Here is a 14,829-nt window from a genome sequence, read left to right as displayed (position 1 = left end):
AGGGAGATCCCCGATGCTTACCTCCTTCGATTTCATCGCCACCTGGATGCGGGCCCGCTTCGGCGACACCGAGCGGGGCGCCTCCCTCGTGGAGTACGCGCTGCTGGTCGCCCTCATCGCCGTGGTGTGCATCGCCGCCATCGCACTGCTGGGCAACAACGCCTCCAGCAAGTTCAACTCGGTCGGCAGCTCCATCGGCGGCGCCAGCTGATCCCAGGCTCACCAGAGCGCGACGAGGGAGCGGGTCCCAGGCCCGCTCCCTCGTCGCGTGAATGGGCCGAACGGCCCATGCGGACCGGCGACCGACGTGCCGACACACACGGTGACGCCTGCGGGTTGCAGGCACATCGACGAGGGAGCGATTCGATGATCACATGGGACTTCCTGAGCACATGGGTCCGGGCCCGCTTCGGCGACACCGAGCGGGGCGCCTCCCTCGTGGAGTACGCGCTGCTGGTCGCCCTCATCGCCGTGGTGTGCATCGCCGCCATCGCACTGCTGGGCAACAACGCCTCCAGCAAGTTCGACTCGGTCGGCAGCTCCATCGGTGGCGCCAGCTGATCCCCGCGCCACCACAGCGCGACGAGGGAGCGGACCCCCGGGCCCGCTCCCTCGTCGCGTGAATGAGCCGAATGGCCCATGCGGACGGGGGGCCGACGTGCCGACACCACCCTCGGCGGGACGGGTCGTCGAGGATGGGAGCGGTTCGATGATCACATGGGCGTTCCTGAGCACGTGGGTCCGGGCCCGCTTCGGCGACACCGAGCGGGGCGCCTCCCTCGTGGAGTACGCGTTCCTCGCCGCCCTGATCGCCGTGGTGTGCATCGCCGCGATGGCGCTCCTCGGAGGCGCGACGTCCAGCACGCTCGATGGGGTCGGCAGCTCCGTGGGCAGCGCCAGCTGAGCCACGGCTCAGCGACAGCGCGGCCACACCGGGCGAGCCGATCCGCCGTCGGGCTCGCCCGGTGCGCGTCAGCGCCCTGACGGCACCGCCACGACCCAGTCGTCGTCGGCGTAGGCGATCCGCCACGCCGGGCTCGTCTCGAGGATCGTGGACAGGGGCAGGTCGGCCGGCCACACGACCGCCGTGGTGTCCCAGTCGTCGAGCACCTCCTGCCACCGCTCCCCCCCCTGGTGCAGCACCACCAGGTCGTCGACGACCTCACGCGGGTACATGTCGTAGCGGTCGTCCACGAACACGTTGGCGTCGGCGCCGCGCCGGTACTCGAGGTAGTTGCCCACCAGATCGGGGGTGACCACTCGCTGGTCGGGACCCAGGAGGCCCTCGCCATCGGCCCACGCCAGCGCGGCCACCGGGTACCCGTCGAACCGGAAGGCGGGCGACGACAGGGCAGCCGCCACCGCGACCGCTCCACCTGCCACCAGCGCTACGGCCCCGAGCGTGACCGCGAGGGATCGCCGGGCGGTGCCGATGGTGCCGAGGCCCTTCGCCTGCGGCGCCATCGCCGCCACCAGCACCAGGCTCGCCACCGCGACGTTCCGAGAGCTGATGAGCGCCAGCGGGAGGAACGACGCCAGGACCAGCCCGAGGCACCACGACGGCCGTCGCGTCAGCACCAGCACCGCCGCCGCGACCTGCACGAGGAAGAGGCGCTGCCACCAGCCCGTGAACGTCGGCGCCTGCCACTCGACGACGAACTGCAGGACGTCGCTGCGGCCGAGGAGCTCCACGGGGAACACCAGCAGCCGCGGGCCGAGTGGGTTGACCGCGCCCAGCAACGTGCCCGCGACGGCCCAGCCCAGCGCCCGGGTCCCCCGGGTCTGGCGGAGCGCGTCGAGCCGAAGCAGGTCGCGGGCGGGCCGGCGCGCATCGAACCACCGGCCGAGCGCGACCACCACGATGGCGACAAGCCCGAGGGGGAACGAACCGTGCACGTTGACCCACAGCCAGAACACCGGAACGAGCACCCAGGGCGGCGGGCCGTCGTCGCCGAGCACCACCAGGGTGAGGGCCAGCAGGACGAGCCCGACCAGCAGCGGCCGCTCCGACCACGCGCCCGTGCCCACGGCCAGCACCACGCCGGCCAGAGCGATGCGGCCGAGCAGCTGCTCCGCCGGCCGGGTGAGCCGCCACACCAGCAGGGCCAGCGCCGCCGTGAGGGCACCGGTGAGCAGCTGCAGACCGTGCCCGCCCCACCACCGATCGACCAGCCCGTACACCAGCGACGCCAGCCAGCTCTGCACCACCCACGTCAACCCGGACGCGGTGAACGAGTAGGGGTCGGCGCGCGGGATGCCGCCGTCGAGGATCAGCCGGCCCGTGGCCAGGTGCGTGAGGAAGCTGTTGTCACCCAGGGGCTGCAACCCGATGACGAGGCCCCAGAGGGCGAACGCCAGGCCGACGACCGCTCCGAGGCTCGGATGGACGAGGCGGCGCACGCCCCTGAACCTAGGCCTAGAAGTTCTCCATGATGTTGATCATCGCGGGGCCGAGGGTGATGACGAACAGCGCCGGGAAGATGCAGAACACCATCGGGATCAGCATCTTCACGGGCGCCTTCATGGCCCGCTCCTGCGCCAGCTGGCGGCGCTTGATCCGCATCTCGTCGGCCTGGGTCCGCAGGACCCGGCCGATCGACACGCCGAAGGTGTCGGCCTGCAGGATCGCCAGCACGAACGAGCGCAGCTCGGGCACGTCGACGCGCTGCTCCAGCGCCCGCATGGCGTCTGCCCGGCTGGCGCCTGCCCGCACCTGGCCCAGCATCCGGCGGAACTCGTCGGAGAGCGGCCCCGGCACCGCCGCCACCGTGCGGTCGAGCGCCTGCTCGAAGCCGAGGCCGGCCTCGACGCTGATCACCAGCAGGTCGAGCAGGTCGGGCAGGGCGATGCGGATCGCCATCTGGCGCTCCTCGACGCGCCGGTTCAGGATCGCATCCGGCCCCAGCAGCAGGGCCAGCCCCACGAGCCCGAGCACCGCGAGTCGCAGCATCCCCTCGACCGGCAGGAAGGCCACGATCAGCACGAAGGCCACGGGGATCGCGACCACGGTGAGCACGCGCACCGCGAGGTAGCGGTCGATGTCGTCCTCGCTCACGTGGCCGAGCGACGCGAACTTCTGGCGCACGTTGTCGAGGTAGCCGGTGGGCGTGAAGCGCCGGCCGAAGCTGCCGAGGCCCTTGACCACCGGCACCACCGCCCGCTGACCGATCGGGTCGAGCAGCTCCTGGTCGCGGATGTTCTCGACGTCGTTGGCCGACAGGTTCCGCAGCGAGCTGCGGACCACCGCCTTCTCCTCGGCCTGCGAGAGCAGCATGAACGCGACGAGGGCGATGGCGACCGCGATCCCGATCAGCGCCAGGAGCAGCATCTCAGACCTCGATCTCGATCGTCTTCTTCATCCACCAGAACCCGAAGAACGCGAGCAACACCGAGCCGGCGAGCATCAGCTGACCCAGACGGTTGTCGAACAGCACTTCGATGTACTCGGGGTTGATCACCCACATCACGATGCCGAGGATGACGGGGAGGGCACCGAGGACGATGGCACTGATCCTGCCCTCGGCGGTGAGCGACTTCACGTCGCGACGCAGCCGCTCGCGCTGCACCATCGTGTCGGCCACGGTGAGCAGCAGCTCCGACAGGTTGCCGCCGACCTCGCGCTGGATGCGGATCGCCATCACGGCCCAGGAGAAGTCGGGGCTCTGCATCCGGTCGGCGGCGTCCTCCATGGCGTCCTCGGCGGGGCGGCCGAGCCGGGACTCCACGACGACCCGACGCAGCTCGCGACCCATCGGATCCTCCACCTGCTGCGCCACGGCCTCGATGCCCTGCATCAGGGAGTACCCGGCGCGCAAGGAGCCCGACAGCAGCTGCAGGGTGTCGGGGAGCTGGGACACGAACTTCTTCTGCCGGCGGTTGGCCAGGTAGCCGAGGATCGCGGGTGGGACGAGGGCGAACAGCGCCAGCGCCCCGAGGCCGATCAGCAGGTTGCGGCTGATGACGAGGGCCAGGAGCGTGAGCACCACCACCATGGCCACGTAGAAGAACAGCGCCTCGCCGGCGCGGAGCGGGAGGTCGGCCTTCTCCAGCATCCGCTCGACACGGGTGAGCATCCCCTGCTTCTGGGCGAACTTGGTGGTCAGGTCGACGGCCCGCTTCATGACCGTGGTCTGGGCCAGCGAACCGTCGCCGTCGCCCTCCTCGTCGGGGGCGGTGAAGCCGCCGGCGTAGGGCCGCAGGACGGCCTCGAGGCTCGAGTCGTCGCTGACGACGACCCGCCCGATCACGTAGGCGAGCATCGTGACCGCGATCAGGGCGAGCAGGGCGCCGATCACCTTGCCGGCGGTGCCGCTCAGGAAGCCACCCGCCCCTGGCGCCTTCTCGGCCACCTGCGGGTTGAGGCCGGGGCCCTCGGTGTACGTGCCGGGGTTGACCGAGGCCGACGCCTCGAGATCACCGGCCGACACGAGGAGGTCGAGCCTGCCGGCCGCCGGGTCGCCGGTGTAGACGAGGCGGTACTGGCCCTCGATGGCCGCCTGGAACGTGCGCAGCGCGGGCCCGACGCCGTCGGGGTCGTCGGCCTGGACGTACAGGCCGTTCGAGGCCGACGCCAGGCCGGACAGGGAGCCGCCGTCGAAGCCCGGCAGCGCGATCCCCACGACGAACACGGCGGCCGCCTGCTCGAGCACGCCGCCGCGCACAGAATCGAACGAGAGGGTCGAGCCGTTGTCGGCCGAGCCGGACACGACGACCAGGTTCGGCTGGAGGTCGGGCCGATCGTCGTAGAGGTTCAGGCCCACCTGCACGCCGTCGACCATGGGGCTCGTGCCGGCCGCGACCAGCCCGTCGAGCCCGTCGAGGACGAGGCCGATGTCGTCGGTGAACTCGACCACCACGCGGGGCTCCCCCGACACCGCGACGAGGGCGAACCGCTCGTTCGGCTGGGCGTTGCGCACGTACTCCTCGACCGCGACCTTGGTCGTGTCGAGCGCGGCGTCCTCCTTCATGCCCTCCGAGCTGTCGATCACGAACACGGTGCCCACCGGGGCGCCCAGCTCGGTGAGGCTCGACGCGGACAGATCGGAGGCCTGCACGCCGTTCTGGGACACCTCGAAGTCGCCGGGGCCGGGCGTCGCGTCGATGGCCATCACGTCGATGCCGACCGTGGGGTACTCGCGCGAATCGACGGCGCGGATGACCAGCCGGGCGTCGGCTTGCGCGCCGGCCGGGCGGGCGGCGCCCACCACGGCGCCCAGACACACGGCCAGCGCGACCAGCGCGACCAGGGCGCGGCTGGCGCGGCCGCGCTCCATCACCCGCTCCCCGTCGAGCGGCGGGCGAAGCCCTCGGGCTGGAACACCTCGGGGCCCAGCCGGATGCCGAGGTCGGAGAGCTTCTCGGTGAACTTGGGGCGCACGCCGGTGGCCTTGAGGTGACCCCGGAAGCGACCCTGCTCGTCGACGCCCATGCCGTAGTCGAACAGGAAGATGTCCTGGAGGGTGATGACGTCGCCCTCCATGCCCTGCACCTCGGTGACGTGCGTGATGCGGCGGGTGCCGTCACGGAGCCGCGACAGGTGCACGATCAGGTCGAGGGCCGACGCCATCTGCTCCCGGATGGCCCGAACCGGCAGGTCGAACCCGGCCATCAGCGTCATGGTCTCGATGCGGGCCAGGGTGTCACGCGGGCTGTTGGAGTGGATGGTGGTGATCGAGCCGTCGTGGCCCGTGTTCATCGCCTGGAGCATGTCGAGGGCCTCACCGGCGCGGCACTCGCCGACCACGATGCGGTCGGGGCGCATCCGGAGGGTGTTCCGCACGAGATCGCGGATCGTGACCTCTCCCCTGCCCTCGATGTTCGGCGGGCGGGCCTCGAGCGCCAGCACGTGCTCCTGGTGCAGCTGGAGCTCCTTCGAGTCCTCGACCGTGATGATGCGCTCGTCGGCAGGGATGAACGACGAGAGGACGTTGAGCATCGTGGTCTTGCCGGTGCCCGTACCGCCCGAGACGATGACGTTGAGCCGACCGACCACGCAGGCCTGCAAGAAGCGGGCCGCGTGGGCGTTGATGGTGCCGAACCGGATGAGGTCGTCGATCTGGAACGGATCGCGGGAGAACTTCCGGATCGTGAGGAACGGGCCGCCGATCGCCAGCGGGTGCACCACCGCGTTGACACGGGAGCCGTCGGGGAGGCGGGCGTCCACCATCGGCGTGGACTCGTCGATGCGCCGGCCCACCTGGCCGACGATCTTGTCGATGATGCGGCGGAGGTGCGACTCGTCGATGAAGGAGGCCTCCTCCCTCTCGAGCCGCCCGTGGCGCTCCGTGTACACCGCGTGCGGCCCGTTGACCATCACCTCGGTGATCTCGTCCTCCTTGAGGAGGCGGTCGATCGGGCCGTAGCCGAGGATGTCGTCGGAGACGTCCTGGATGAGCTGGGCCTTGTCGGCGGCCGAGAGGGGCGCCCGCTCCTGGACGAGGGCCGCCTGGAGCTGCTCGTGGACCCTGCGGCGCAGCTCGTCCTCGGACAGGCGGCGGTCGTAGAGGATCGGCCCGAGGGACTCGATGAGATGGTGGTGGATCTTCTGGCGGAGCTCGTCCAGGATCGGGTCACGCCGGCCCGGCCCGGTCGCCCCTGCGCCGGGCTGCGCCTCCTGGAGCCGCTTGTAGAGTGACATGCCGCCCGTCCCTCCCCGGCCTCGGTCAGGCCTTCCGACGCTTCGCGTCGGCAGTCACGAACTGGTCAGCGAGCTGGTCGATGGCCCGGGCGACGCCCGAGCGTGGCGAGTCGAGCACCACCGGCACCCCCTTGTTCACCGACTGCGGCACGGCGACGTCACTGGGGATCAGGCAGTCGATCCGCACGCCCAGCGTCCGTTCGACCTCCCCGACCTCGAGCCGGACCTTCGAGTTGGCCCGGTTGAGGATGGTGGTGAGCTTCGACAGGGGGATGCTGAGCAGCCGCAGGATCCCCAGCCCGATCTTGGAGTTCTTGATGCTCGGGATGTCCATGCCGGTGACGTAGAGGATGTCGTCGCTCACCTCGATGAGGCCGAGGACGATGTCGTCGAGACGAGCCGGGGTGTCGATCACCACGAAGCCCGCCTGCTGGCGCAGCATCGAGACGATCTCCACCATCTGGGCCGCGCTGATCTGATCGGCGAAGGCCGGCTCGAGGGGGGCCGCGAGCACCTGGAGCCCCGACGGATCGTGCTTGGTGAACAGGCTCTGCAGCAGGGCGGGGTCGAGGCGATCGACGGCGTTCACCGCGTCGACGATCGTGTGCTCGGGCGCCAGCTTCAGCATCACGGCGACGTCGCCGAACTGGAGGTCGGCGTCGACCAGCACGACCGGGCGGTCGCTCTTGCGGGCCAGGGCCACGGCCAGGTTCGTGGCGATCACCGTCTTGCCGGTGCCGCCCTTCGTGGACGACACGATGAGCACCCGGCCCTGGCCCTCGGCCGGCTCGGTCGACGCGGGCTGCTCGCCCCGTGGGCCGTACACCGACGGCAGCGTCTGCAGCACCCGTTCGACCGCCGTGGCCAGCTGGATCGGATCGACCGGCGCGGCCAGCACGTCGCGGACACCGGCCCGCAGCGCCTGCTGGAGCAGGTCGGTGGAGAGCTGCGGCGACACGAGGATCGCGCCGATCTCCGGGCGGGCCCGGGTGAGGCGGGAGATCTCGTCGAGGCCCCGAGCGTCGGCGAAGGTCGGGCCGAACACGACGACGAGGGGAGTGCCGGGCGGCAGCCGGTCCTCGAGGGCCTCGATCGAGGCGAACGAGGCGGCCCGGGCCCGCTCCCCCAGCTGCACGGCGAGGCTCGTGCGGAACCGCTGGTCGGCGTCGACGACGGCGACCGAGAAGTCAGCCTGTTCGGTGATGGGAGGAACGGGGTACATCAGCGTCGCCGGCCCCGGGTCACCCGGCGTTGGGGTAGGGCGTGAGCACACCCGGCTGGAACAGGTTGTCACCGTTCACCGGGGGCAGGTCGAGTGGGACGTAGTTCTTGGGCGCGAGGGTCAGGTACAGCAGGCTGCCGGTCACCGCGATGCGCTGTGCCGCGTCGGGGGGCACCGAGAACGTGATGAGGTCGCTGCCGGCGCTCGACTCCTCGGTGCCGGTGCCGAGATCGCCGGTGGTGGTCTGGCCGATGGCCAGGATGTCGACGTTCTGGTACAGGAACTGCGCCGAACCGATCCCACCGGCGGCGCCCTCGGCCGGCGGGCTGACCACGAGCAGGTTCACCTTGTCGCCCGGCACCAGCAGCCCAGCGACACCGCGCACCTGGTCGATCGACACGGTGATGGCGACCTGGTCGACCGGGATGCGCTCGGCGAAGGTCACGAAGGCCGACTGCTGGTCGACGAACATGCCGTCCACGACCACCTGGCCCGGAGAGAGGTCGTACAGCGCCACCTTGCCGCTGAGCACCGCGGTGTCGGTGATGGCGTTGGCCGGGCGGAACTCCTGGGGGATCTCCCCCACGCCGATCAGCTTGTCGGCGACCGCCTGGTCACCCGAGGTGCCCTTCACGATGGGCTCGTCGACGACGAACACCTGCACGCGCCGTGCGTTGTCGTAGGCACGATCCTCGACGCCGTTCACGTAGCTGTAGAGGGCGTAGGCCGCGATCGCCCCGATCAGGACGGCTGCGATCAGAATGAGGGTCCGTCGCGATCCCACTCGCTACCTCGCTCCTCGTGACGCTCCGGTGGCCCGGCACCGCCGACGAGCGTGTCGCGGCGGATCCGGTCGCATCACGGGATCAGCATGGCACCCGTGACGCACGAACCTCCTGTCGGCCGGAGGGCTTCCGACCTGAAGCGTTCCGAGGGCGAAAGCGCGGGTGGGACCGGCGTCAGCCGGCCTCGGGGCCGGCCTCGGCCACCTCGACCTCGGCCGCCACGACCTCCGCCTCGGCAACCTCCGCCTCGGCAACGGCTTCCGCCTCGGCGACGACCTCGGCAACGGCTTCGGCCACGACCTCCGCCTCGGGAACGACCTCCGCCTCGGCAGCGGCTCGCGCCTCGGCCGGGGGACCGCTCGGGGGCTGGCCCTCGGGGAGGCCGCCCTCGCCCGGCTGCTCGCCGTACTGGGCGTAGTACTCGGCCCAGGCCTCGGCCCGCTCTGCATCGTCGGCCACGGCCCCGCCGATGTAGTTGCCCTCGGCGTCGTAGGCGTGCTCGCCGAAGTGCTCCTGGTACTCGGCGGCCACCACGCCGCCCTCGGCCGCCTGCTTGATCGACAGGCTGATGCGCCGGCGCTGCAGGTCGAGGTCGATGATCTTCACCCACAGCTCCTCACCGGGGGTGACCACCTGCTCGGGCAGGTCGACGTGGTGCGCTGACATCTCCGAGATGTGCACGAGCCCCTCGATGCCGTCGCCGACCTGCACGAACGCACCGAACGGGACGAGCTTGGTGACCCGCCCGTACACGAGCTCCCCCACCCGGTGGTTGGTGGCGAACTCCTGCCAGGGGTCCTGCTGGGTGGCCTTCAGCGACAGGCTGATGCGCTCGCGGTCGTGGTCGACCTCGAGCACCTGCACCGTGACCTCGTCGCCCACCTGGACCACGTCGCTCGGGTGGTTGACGTGCTTCCAGGACAGCTCCGACACGTGGACGAGGCCGTCCATGCCGCCGAGATCGACGAAGGCGCCGAAGTTGACGACCGACGACACCACGCCCGTGCGGGTCTCGCCCGGCTTGAGGTTGGCCAGGAAGTCCTCGCGCTGCTCCTTCTGCGTCTCCTCCAGCCACGCCCGGCGCGACAGCACCACGTTGTTGCGGTTCTTGTCGAGCTCGATGATCTTGGCCTGCAGCGTGCGACCCACGTAGGGCTGCAGGTCGCGCACGCGCCGAAGCTCGACCAGCGAGGCGGGCAGGAAGCCCCGGAGACCGATGTCGAGGATCAGGCCACCCTTGACGACCTCGATGACCGGCCCCTCGACGACGCCCTCCTCATCCTTGATCCGCTCGATCGTGCCCCAGGCCCGCTCGTACTGGGCCCGCTTCTTGGACAGGATCAGCCGGCCCTCCTTGTCCTCCTTCTGCAGGACAAGGGCCTCGACGTGGTCGCCGAGCGACACGATCTCACCGGGGTCGACGTCGTTGCGGATCGAGAGCTCGCGCGACGGGATGACCCCCTCCGACTTGTAGCCGATGTCGAGGAGGACCTCGTCCTTGTCGACCTTGACCACGGTGCCTTCGACGATCTGGCCGTCCTCCACGTCGACGAGCGTCTGCTCGACGGCGTCGGCGAAGGACATCTCGAGATCGTCGGCGACGACCTCGCGGAGCACGTAGTCGTCCACGGTGGCCACGGCCGGCACGGCCGCGTCGTCGGTGGGAGTGGTCGGTGAGGCCTGGTCGGACAAGATGAGATCGCCTTTGCTGGGGACGCTGGGTCGTGGGAGGGGTGGCGCCGCTGCTCGTGCCGCCCCGGGCGGGCGTTCCCGACGGGACGAGCCGAACGAGCGGGCATCCACCGACCGCTCGTGGGGCGGTCAGCCGCCCAGGTTACCACCGGGCCTGGTCGCGACGAGCAGGAACTCGGGATGGTCGAGGTCGGGGGGCCGGGGCGCGAAGTCGCCGGGTGCCACCGCCCAGACGGCGTCCACCGCGAGCCCGGCGCGCCGGGCCAGCAACCGCAGCTCCCGGGGGGTGAAGCAGGTGGTCCACAGCTCGCACGGCGCCTCCCGGCCGTCCTCGTCGCGGATCGTGGTCTGCTCGCGGTTCACGCCCGTCGCGGCGTCGAACTCGGAGTCCTCCAGGTACCGCACCTGGAAGTAGGCCGAGAACGCGCTCACGGCCAGCCGGCCGCCGGGCCGCAGGGCCGCCGCCATGGCGTCGAGGGCGACCCCGTCGGCGGTGCCTGCTGCCGGGTCGGCCCCCACCGGGTCGCCAGGGCCACCGAGCAGACCGAACCCCCCCTGGCAGAGCGAGATCACGGCATCGAAGGCGGGGCGCACGGGGAGCGAGACCGCATCGGCACGGACGAAGGCGCAGCCGGCGGGGGCCCCGGCGCACGCGAGGGCCAGGAACCGGTGCGAGATGTCGGCGCCGACGACCCGGATGCCCCGCTCGGCCAGCGCACGTGCATGCCGGCCGGGGCCGCAGCCGACGTCGAGGACGCGGTCGCCCGGCCGGAGCTGCAGGAGCTCGACCAGGGCGTCGACCTCCTGGGCGGTGCCGTACGTGAACGAGTAGCGCAGGTAGGCCCGGCCGAGGTGGTCGGCCAGCGGCTCGAACCAGCGGCGCCGGGCGCCGGGCGCCGCCGCCCCGCCGCCTCCGCCTGTCACGGCTTGGCGTCGGCCCAGTTGGGCCCGAAGGCCAGGTTCACGGCCAGCGGCACGCGCAGGTCGCCGGCACCCTCCATCGTGGCCCGGGTCAGCTCGGCCACGTGGTCGTGCTCGTCGGGCGCCACCTCGACCAGCACCTCGTCGTGCACCTGGAGGATCAGCCGGCTGCGGAGGGCCTCGGCCTCCAGCGCCCGGTCGAGGCGGACGAGCGCCACCTTGAACAGGTCGGCGGCCAGGCCCTGGATCCCCGCGTTCATGGCCTGGCGCTCGCCGGCCTGCCGCACGCGGTGGTTCGACGACTGGAGCTCGGGGATGGGGCGGCGGCGCCCGAAGAGGGTCTCGGTGTAGCCGCGCTGGCGAGCCTCGGCCACGGTGGCGTCCATGTACGCCCGCACCGCCGGGAACGCGACGAAATAGGCATCGAGGATCTCGGCGGCCTCCTCGGTGGGGATGGAGAGGCGCTGGCCCAGGCCGTACGCCTCCATGCCGTATGCGAGCCCGTACGACACCATCTTCGCCTTCGACCGCATGTCGACCGTGACGTCGGCCGGCGCGACGCCGAACACCCGCGACGCGGTGGCCGTGTGGATGTCGGTGCCCGCCTCGAACGCGGCGATGAGCCCGGGGTCCTCGGCCAGGTGGGCGATGCAGCGCAGCTCGATCTGGTTGTAGTCGGCGACGAGGAGCTCGAAGCCGGGCGCCGGCACGAAGGCGCGGCGGAACAGACGCCCCTCCTCGCGGCGGACGGGGATGTTGTGCAGGTTCGGCGCATCGGAGCTCAGCCGCCCCGTGCGGGCCACCGTCTGGTTGAAGGTGGCGTGGATGCGGCCGTCGGGTCCGACCTCGGCGAGGAGCCCCTCGCCGTACGTGGAGCGCAGCTTCTCGACCTCGCGGTAGTCGAGCAGCAGCTGCACGATCGGGTGCTGGTCGCGGAGCCGCTCGAGCGAGGCCGCATCGGTGGAGTACCCCGTCTTCGTCTTCTTCTGCGGCGCCAGGCCCAGACGGTCGAACAGCACCTCCCGCAGCTGCGGTGTGGAGTTCACGTTGAACACCACGCCCGCGGCGTCGTGGATCTCGGCCGTGAGCCGGGCGCACTCGGCGGACAGGCGCTGGCTCAACGCGCGCAGCTCGGCCACGTCGACGCCGACGCCCACCTCCTCCATCCGGGCCAGCACCCGCACCAGCGGGTTCTCGATCCGGTCGTAGAGCCCGCGGACGCCCTGGGCGTCGAGGGCGCCGGTGAGCACCGGCGCCAGGCGGCAGACAGCCAACGCGTCGCGCGCCGCCTCGAGGGCCGCCGACGCGCCGGTGCCCGCCAGGTCGAGCTGGCCCTCCGGAGCCCCGCCCGCCGGCCTGACCATGCCCGTGTAGCGGGGCAGGAGGTCGGCGAGGTCGTAGCGGGCCTCGGCAGGGTCGAGGAGGTAGGCGGCGATGGCGGTGTCGAGGACCAGGCCGGTGACGTCGACCCCGGCGGCGAACAGGCTGCGCATGAGGGGCTTGGCCTGGTGCGCCTCGACGCCCGGGCCGTCCGCCCCCAGGAGCGCCCCCAGGGCTCGGGCCGCCCCACCGAGCACCGCCGAGGGGATCCACGCGACCTCGGCGACCGCGTCGTCGACCACCACGGCGACGCCCTCGAGCGGTGACCGCCCGGGCGGGCCGGCCCACGCCCCGGCCACGGCCACGTGCGGCCCCGTCGCGAGCCGGTCGAGGAGCGCGGCGGCCTCCTCGACCGTCGCCACCTCGACGACCTCCGCCTCGAGCACCTCCCCCCCGCCGGAGGGCGCCACCCCCTCGTCGCCCAGCACCTCCAGCAGGCGGTCGAAGAGGGTCCGGAACTCGAGGAAGTCGAACAGCCGCCGCACCTCGTCGAGGTCGGGCCGGGGCAGCCGCAGCTCGCCGGGCTCGATGTCGAGGGGCACGTCACGCACCAGCACCATCACCCGGGCGTTCTGGCGGACCTCGGCCTCGTGTGCGGCGAGGTTCTGACGGAGCTTGGGTGACAGCTCGTCGAGGTGCTCGAAGACCCCGTCGATCCCGCCGTACTCCCGGATGAGCTTGGCCGCGGTCTTCTCACCCACCCCGGGGACCCCGGGGAGGTTGTCGGACGGGTCGCCCCGCAGCGCCGCGTACTCCGGGTACTGCGCGGGGGTGACACCGGTGCGCTCGGCGATCCCGGCCTCGTCGTAGAGCGCGTAGTCGGAGACCCCGCGACGGTTGTAGAGCACGCGTACGTGCGGATCGCGCACCAGCTGGTAGGTGTCGCGGTCGCCGGTGACGATCAGCACGTCGTCGCCGGCAGCGTCGGCCCGGGTCGCGAGAGTGGCGATGATGTCGTCGGCCTCGAAGCCGGCCACCTCGAGCTGAGGGATGCCGAGGGTCTCGACCACCCGGCGTACGAGCCCCATCTGCTGGCGGAGGATGTCGGGCGCGGCCTCGCGCTGGGCCTTGTACGTGGGCACCGCCTCGTGGCGGAACGTGGGCTCGGGCCGGTCGAACGCGACCACCACGCCGTCGGGCCGGTGGTCGCGGAGCAGGTTCACGAGCATCGACGTGAACCCGAACACCGCGTTGGTCACCTGTCCCGACGCGGTGGCCAGGTCGGCGGGCAGGGCGAAGAAGGCCCGGTAGGTGAGCGAGTTGCCGTCGAGCACGAGGATCGTCGCCACCGCTCAGCCCTCGGGGCCGAGGTCGCCGGCGATGATCTGCTCGGCGACCGACCTCATCGTGACCCGCTGGCGCATCGCCGTCTTCTGGACGAACGAGAAGGCACCGGACTCGTCGAGGCCGTGACGATCCATCAGCAGCCCCTTGGCCCGGTCGACGAGCTTGCGGGTCTCGAGGCGGTCCTCCAGGTCGGCCACCTCACCGGCGAGGGCGACGATCTCGCGGAAGCGCCCCAGCGCGACCTCGATCGCCGGCACGAGCTCGGCCCGCTGGAAGGGCTTCACCAGGTACGCCAGGGCGCCCGCGTCGCGCGCCTGCTCGATCAGGTCGCGCTGGCTGAACGCGGTGAGCACCAGCACGGCGGCGAGGCGCTCGCCCGCGATCTCGCGCGCCGCCGTCAGCCCGTCGACGCCCGGCATCTTCAGGTCGAGGATGACCAGATCGGGCCGGAGGTCGCGGACCAGCCGCACGGCCTCGTCACCCCGGCCCGTCTCCCCCACGACCTCGTAGCCCTCCTCCTCGAGGGTCTCCTTGAGGTCGAGCCGGATGATGGCCTCGTCCTCGGCGATCACGACGCGCACGCTCACTGCGGGACCCCTCGCCGCTCAGCGCCGCTCGGTGACGAGGCGATCGAGCAGCTCGTCCTGGACCCGCTCGAGGCGGGCGAGCGAATCGGCCACCTCGGCCCGCCGGCGGGCCATCGCGTCGGCGTGGCGCTGCGCCTCCTGGTGCTCACGGTCGGCCAGCGGCGTCTCCGAGACCAGCGCCCGCAGCCGGGTGTCGCCGGCGGTGTCGGCCAGCAGGTCGAGCTGCTCCCCGACCACCTCCAGCTCGTCGCGGAGGCGCCGGAGCCGACGGGCGACGTCGGTGAGACGCCGTTCGAGCAGCCATCGGGACACGCGCGC

At 71.7% G+C, this 14,829-nt stretch carries 14 protein-coding genes; 3 read left to right on the top strand and 11 right to left on the bottom strand.

Features of this window, described 5'->3' with window-relative positions; genetic code table 11:
* Window positions 1-46: 46 nt before the first annotated feature.
* The 3 genes from IPM45_17465 to IPM45_17455 all read left to right on the top strand — a co-directional run bounded on the left by IPM45_17465 (window position 47) and on the right by IPM45_17455 (window position 904).
* Window positions 47-211, top strand: a complete 165-nt coding sequence (locus IPM45_17465; protein ID MBK9181318.1) for a Flp family type IVb pilin — start codon at window positions 47-49, stop codon at window positions 209-211.
* 155 nt (window positions 212-366) lie between these two features.
* Window positions 367-561: a Flp family type IVb pilin gene (locus IPM45_17460; protein MBK9181317.1), complete on the top strand. Its 195-nt coding sequence runs from the start codon at window positions 367-369 to the stop codon at window positions 559-561.
* A 148-nt stretch (window positions 562-709) separates the two neighbouring features.
* Window positions 710-904 carry a Flp family type IVb pilin gene (locus IPM45_17455; protein MBK9181316.1) on the top strand — a complete coding sequence of 65 codons (195 nt, stop codon included), beginning with the start codon at window positions 710-712 and terminating at the stop codon, window positions 902-904.
* Window positions 905-972: 68 nt separating this feature from the next.
* Here the strand turns inward: IPM45_17455 and IPM45_17450 are convergent, their stop codons facing one another.
* From IPM45_17450 to IPM45_17400, 11 genes are all read right to left on the bottom strand, one after another.
* Window positions 973-2,400, bottom strand: coding sequence for a hypothetical protein (locus IPM45_17450; protein MBK9181315.1), 1,428 nt, complete (start codon window positions 2,398-2,400; stop codon window positions 973-975).
* Window positions 2,401-2,416: 16 nt separating this feature from the next.
* Window positions 2,417-3,328, bottom strand: a complete 912-nt coding sequence (locus tag IPM45_17445; protein MBK9181314.1) for a type II secretion system F family protein — start codon at window positions 3,326-3,328, stop codon at window positions 2,417-2,419.
* 1 nt (window position 3,329) lies between these two features.
* A complete protein-coding gene (locus IPM45_17440) occupies window positions 3,330-5,273 on the bottom strand; it encodes a type II secretion system F family protein (GenBank protein ID MBK9181313.1) in 1,944 nt (647 codons plus the stop codon).
* Window positions 5,273-6,637: a CpaF family protein gene (locus tag IPM45_17435; protein MBK9181312.1), complete on the bottom strand. Its 1,365-nt coding sequence runs from the start codon at window positions 6,635-6,637 to the stop codon at window positions 5,273-5,275. Before IPM45_17435 ends, IPM45_17440 begins: the two co-directional genes overlap by 1 nt.
* Before the next feature lie 25 nt (window positions 6,638-6,662).
* Window positions 6,663-7,859: a P-loop NTPase gene (locus IPM45_17430; GenBank protein MBK9181311.1), complete on the bottom strand. Its 1,197-nt coding sequence runs from the start codon at window positions 7,857-7,859 to the stop codon at window positions 6,663-6,665.
* 19 nt (window positions 7,860-7,878) lie between these two features.
* Entirely contained in the window at window positions 7,879-8,643 is a 765-nt protein-coding gene (cpaB, locus tag IPM45_17425) for a Flp pilus assembly protein CpaB (protein MBK9181310.1), read from the bottom strand.
* Between the two features lie 175 nt (window positions 8,644-8,818).
* Window positions 8,819-10,228: a 30S ribosomal protein S1 gene (gene rpsA / locus IPM45_17420; protein ID MBK9181309.1), complete on the bottom strand. Its 1,410-nt coding sequence runs from the start codon at window positions 10,226-10,228 to the stop codon at window positions 8,819-8,821.
* Between the two features lie 237 nt (window positions 10,229-10,465).
* Window positions 10,466-11,260, bottom strand: coding sequence for a methyltransferase domain-containing protein (locus IPM45_17415; protein ID MBK9181308.1), 795 nt, complete (start codon window positions 11,258-11,260; stop codon window positions 10,466-10,468).
* A complete protein-coding gene (gene polA, locus IPM45_17410; GenBank protein MBK9181307.1) occupies window positions 11,257-13,926 on the bottom strand; it encodes a DNA polymerase I in 2,670 nt (889 codons plus the stop codon). The genes IPM45_17415 and polA overlap by 4 nt, the downstream gene beginning before the upstream one ends.
* 3 nt (window positions 13,927-13,929) lie before the next feature.
* Window positions 13,930-14,511 carry a response regulator gene (locus tag IPM45_17405; GenBank protein ID MBK9181306.1) on the bottom strand — a complete coding sequence of 194 codons (582 nt, stop codon included), beginning with the start codon at window positions 14,509-14,511 and terminating at the stop codon, window positions 13,930-13,932.
* An 18-nt stretch (window positions 14,512-14,529) separates the two neighbouring features.
* Window positions 14,530-14,823, bottom strand: a complete 294-nt coding sequence (locus IPM45_17400) for a hypothetical protein (GenBank protein MBK9181305.1) — start codon at window positions 14,821-14,823, stop codon at window positions 14,530-14,532.
* Window positions 14,824-14,829: the final 6 nt, after the last annotated feature.

This window comes from Acidimicrobiales bacterium, assembly GCA_016716005.1.
Taxonomy (GTDB): domain Bacteria; phylum Actinomycetota; class Acidimicrobiia; order Acidimicrobiales; family JADJXE01; genus JADJXE01.
The sequence above is the reverse complement of the archived record's forward strand: the minus strand, read 5'-3'. Positions and strand labels throughout refer to the sequence as shown.

Excerpts from the sequence above, each read along its gene's own strand:
- IPM45_17465 (MBK9181318.1), top strand. The coding sequence starts at position 47 with ATGCGGGCCCGCTTCGGCGACACCGAGCGGGGCGCCTCCCTCGTGGAG.
- IPM45_17455 (MBK9181316.1), top strand. The coding sequence starts at position 710 with ATGATCACATGGGCGTTCCTGAGCACGTGGGTCCGGGCCCGCTTCGGC.
- rpsA (MBK9181309.1), bottom strand. The coding sequence starts at position 10,228 with ATGTCCTTCGCCGACGCCGTCGAGCAGACGCTCGTCGACGTGGAGGAC.
- IPM45_17460 (MBK9181317.1), top strand. The coding sequence starts at position 367 with ATGATCACATGGGACTTCCTGAGCACATGGGTCCGGGCCCGCTTCGGC.
- IPM45_17430 (MBK9181311.1), bottom strand. The coding sequence starts at position 7,859 with ATGTACCCCGTTCCTCCCATCACCGAACAGGCTGACTTCTCGGTCGCC.
- IPM45_17445 (MBK9181314.1), bottom strand. The coding sequence starts at position 3,328 with ATGCTGCTCCTGGCGCTGATCGGGATCGCGGTCGCCATCGCCCTCGTC.
- IPM45_17435 (MBK9181312.1), bottom strand. The coding sequence starts at position 6,637 with ATGTCACTCTACAAGCGGCTCCAGGAGGCGCAGCCCGGCGCAGGGGCG.
- IPM45_17440 (MBK9181313.1), bottom strand. The coding sequence starts at position 5,273 with ATGGAGCGCGGCCGCGCCAGCCGCGCCCTGGTCGCGCTGGTCGCGCTG.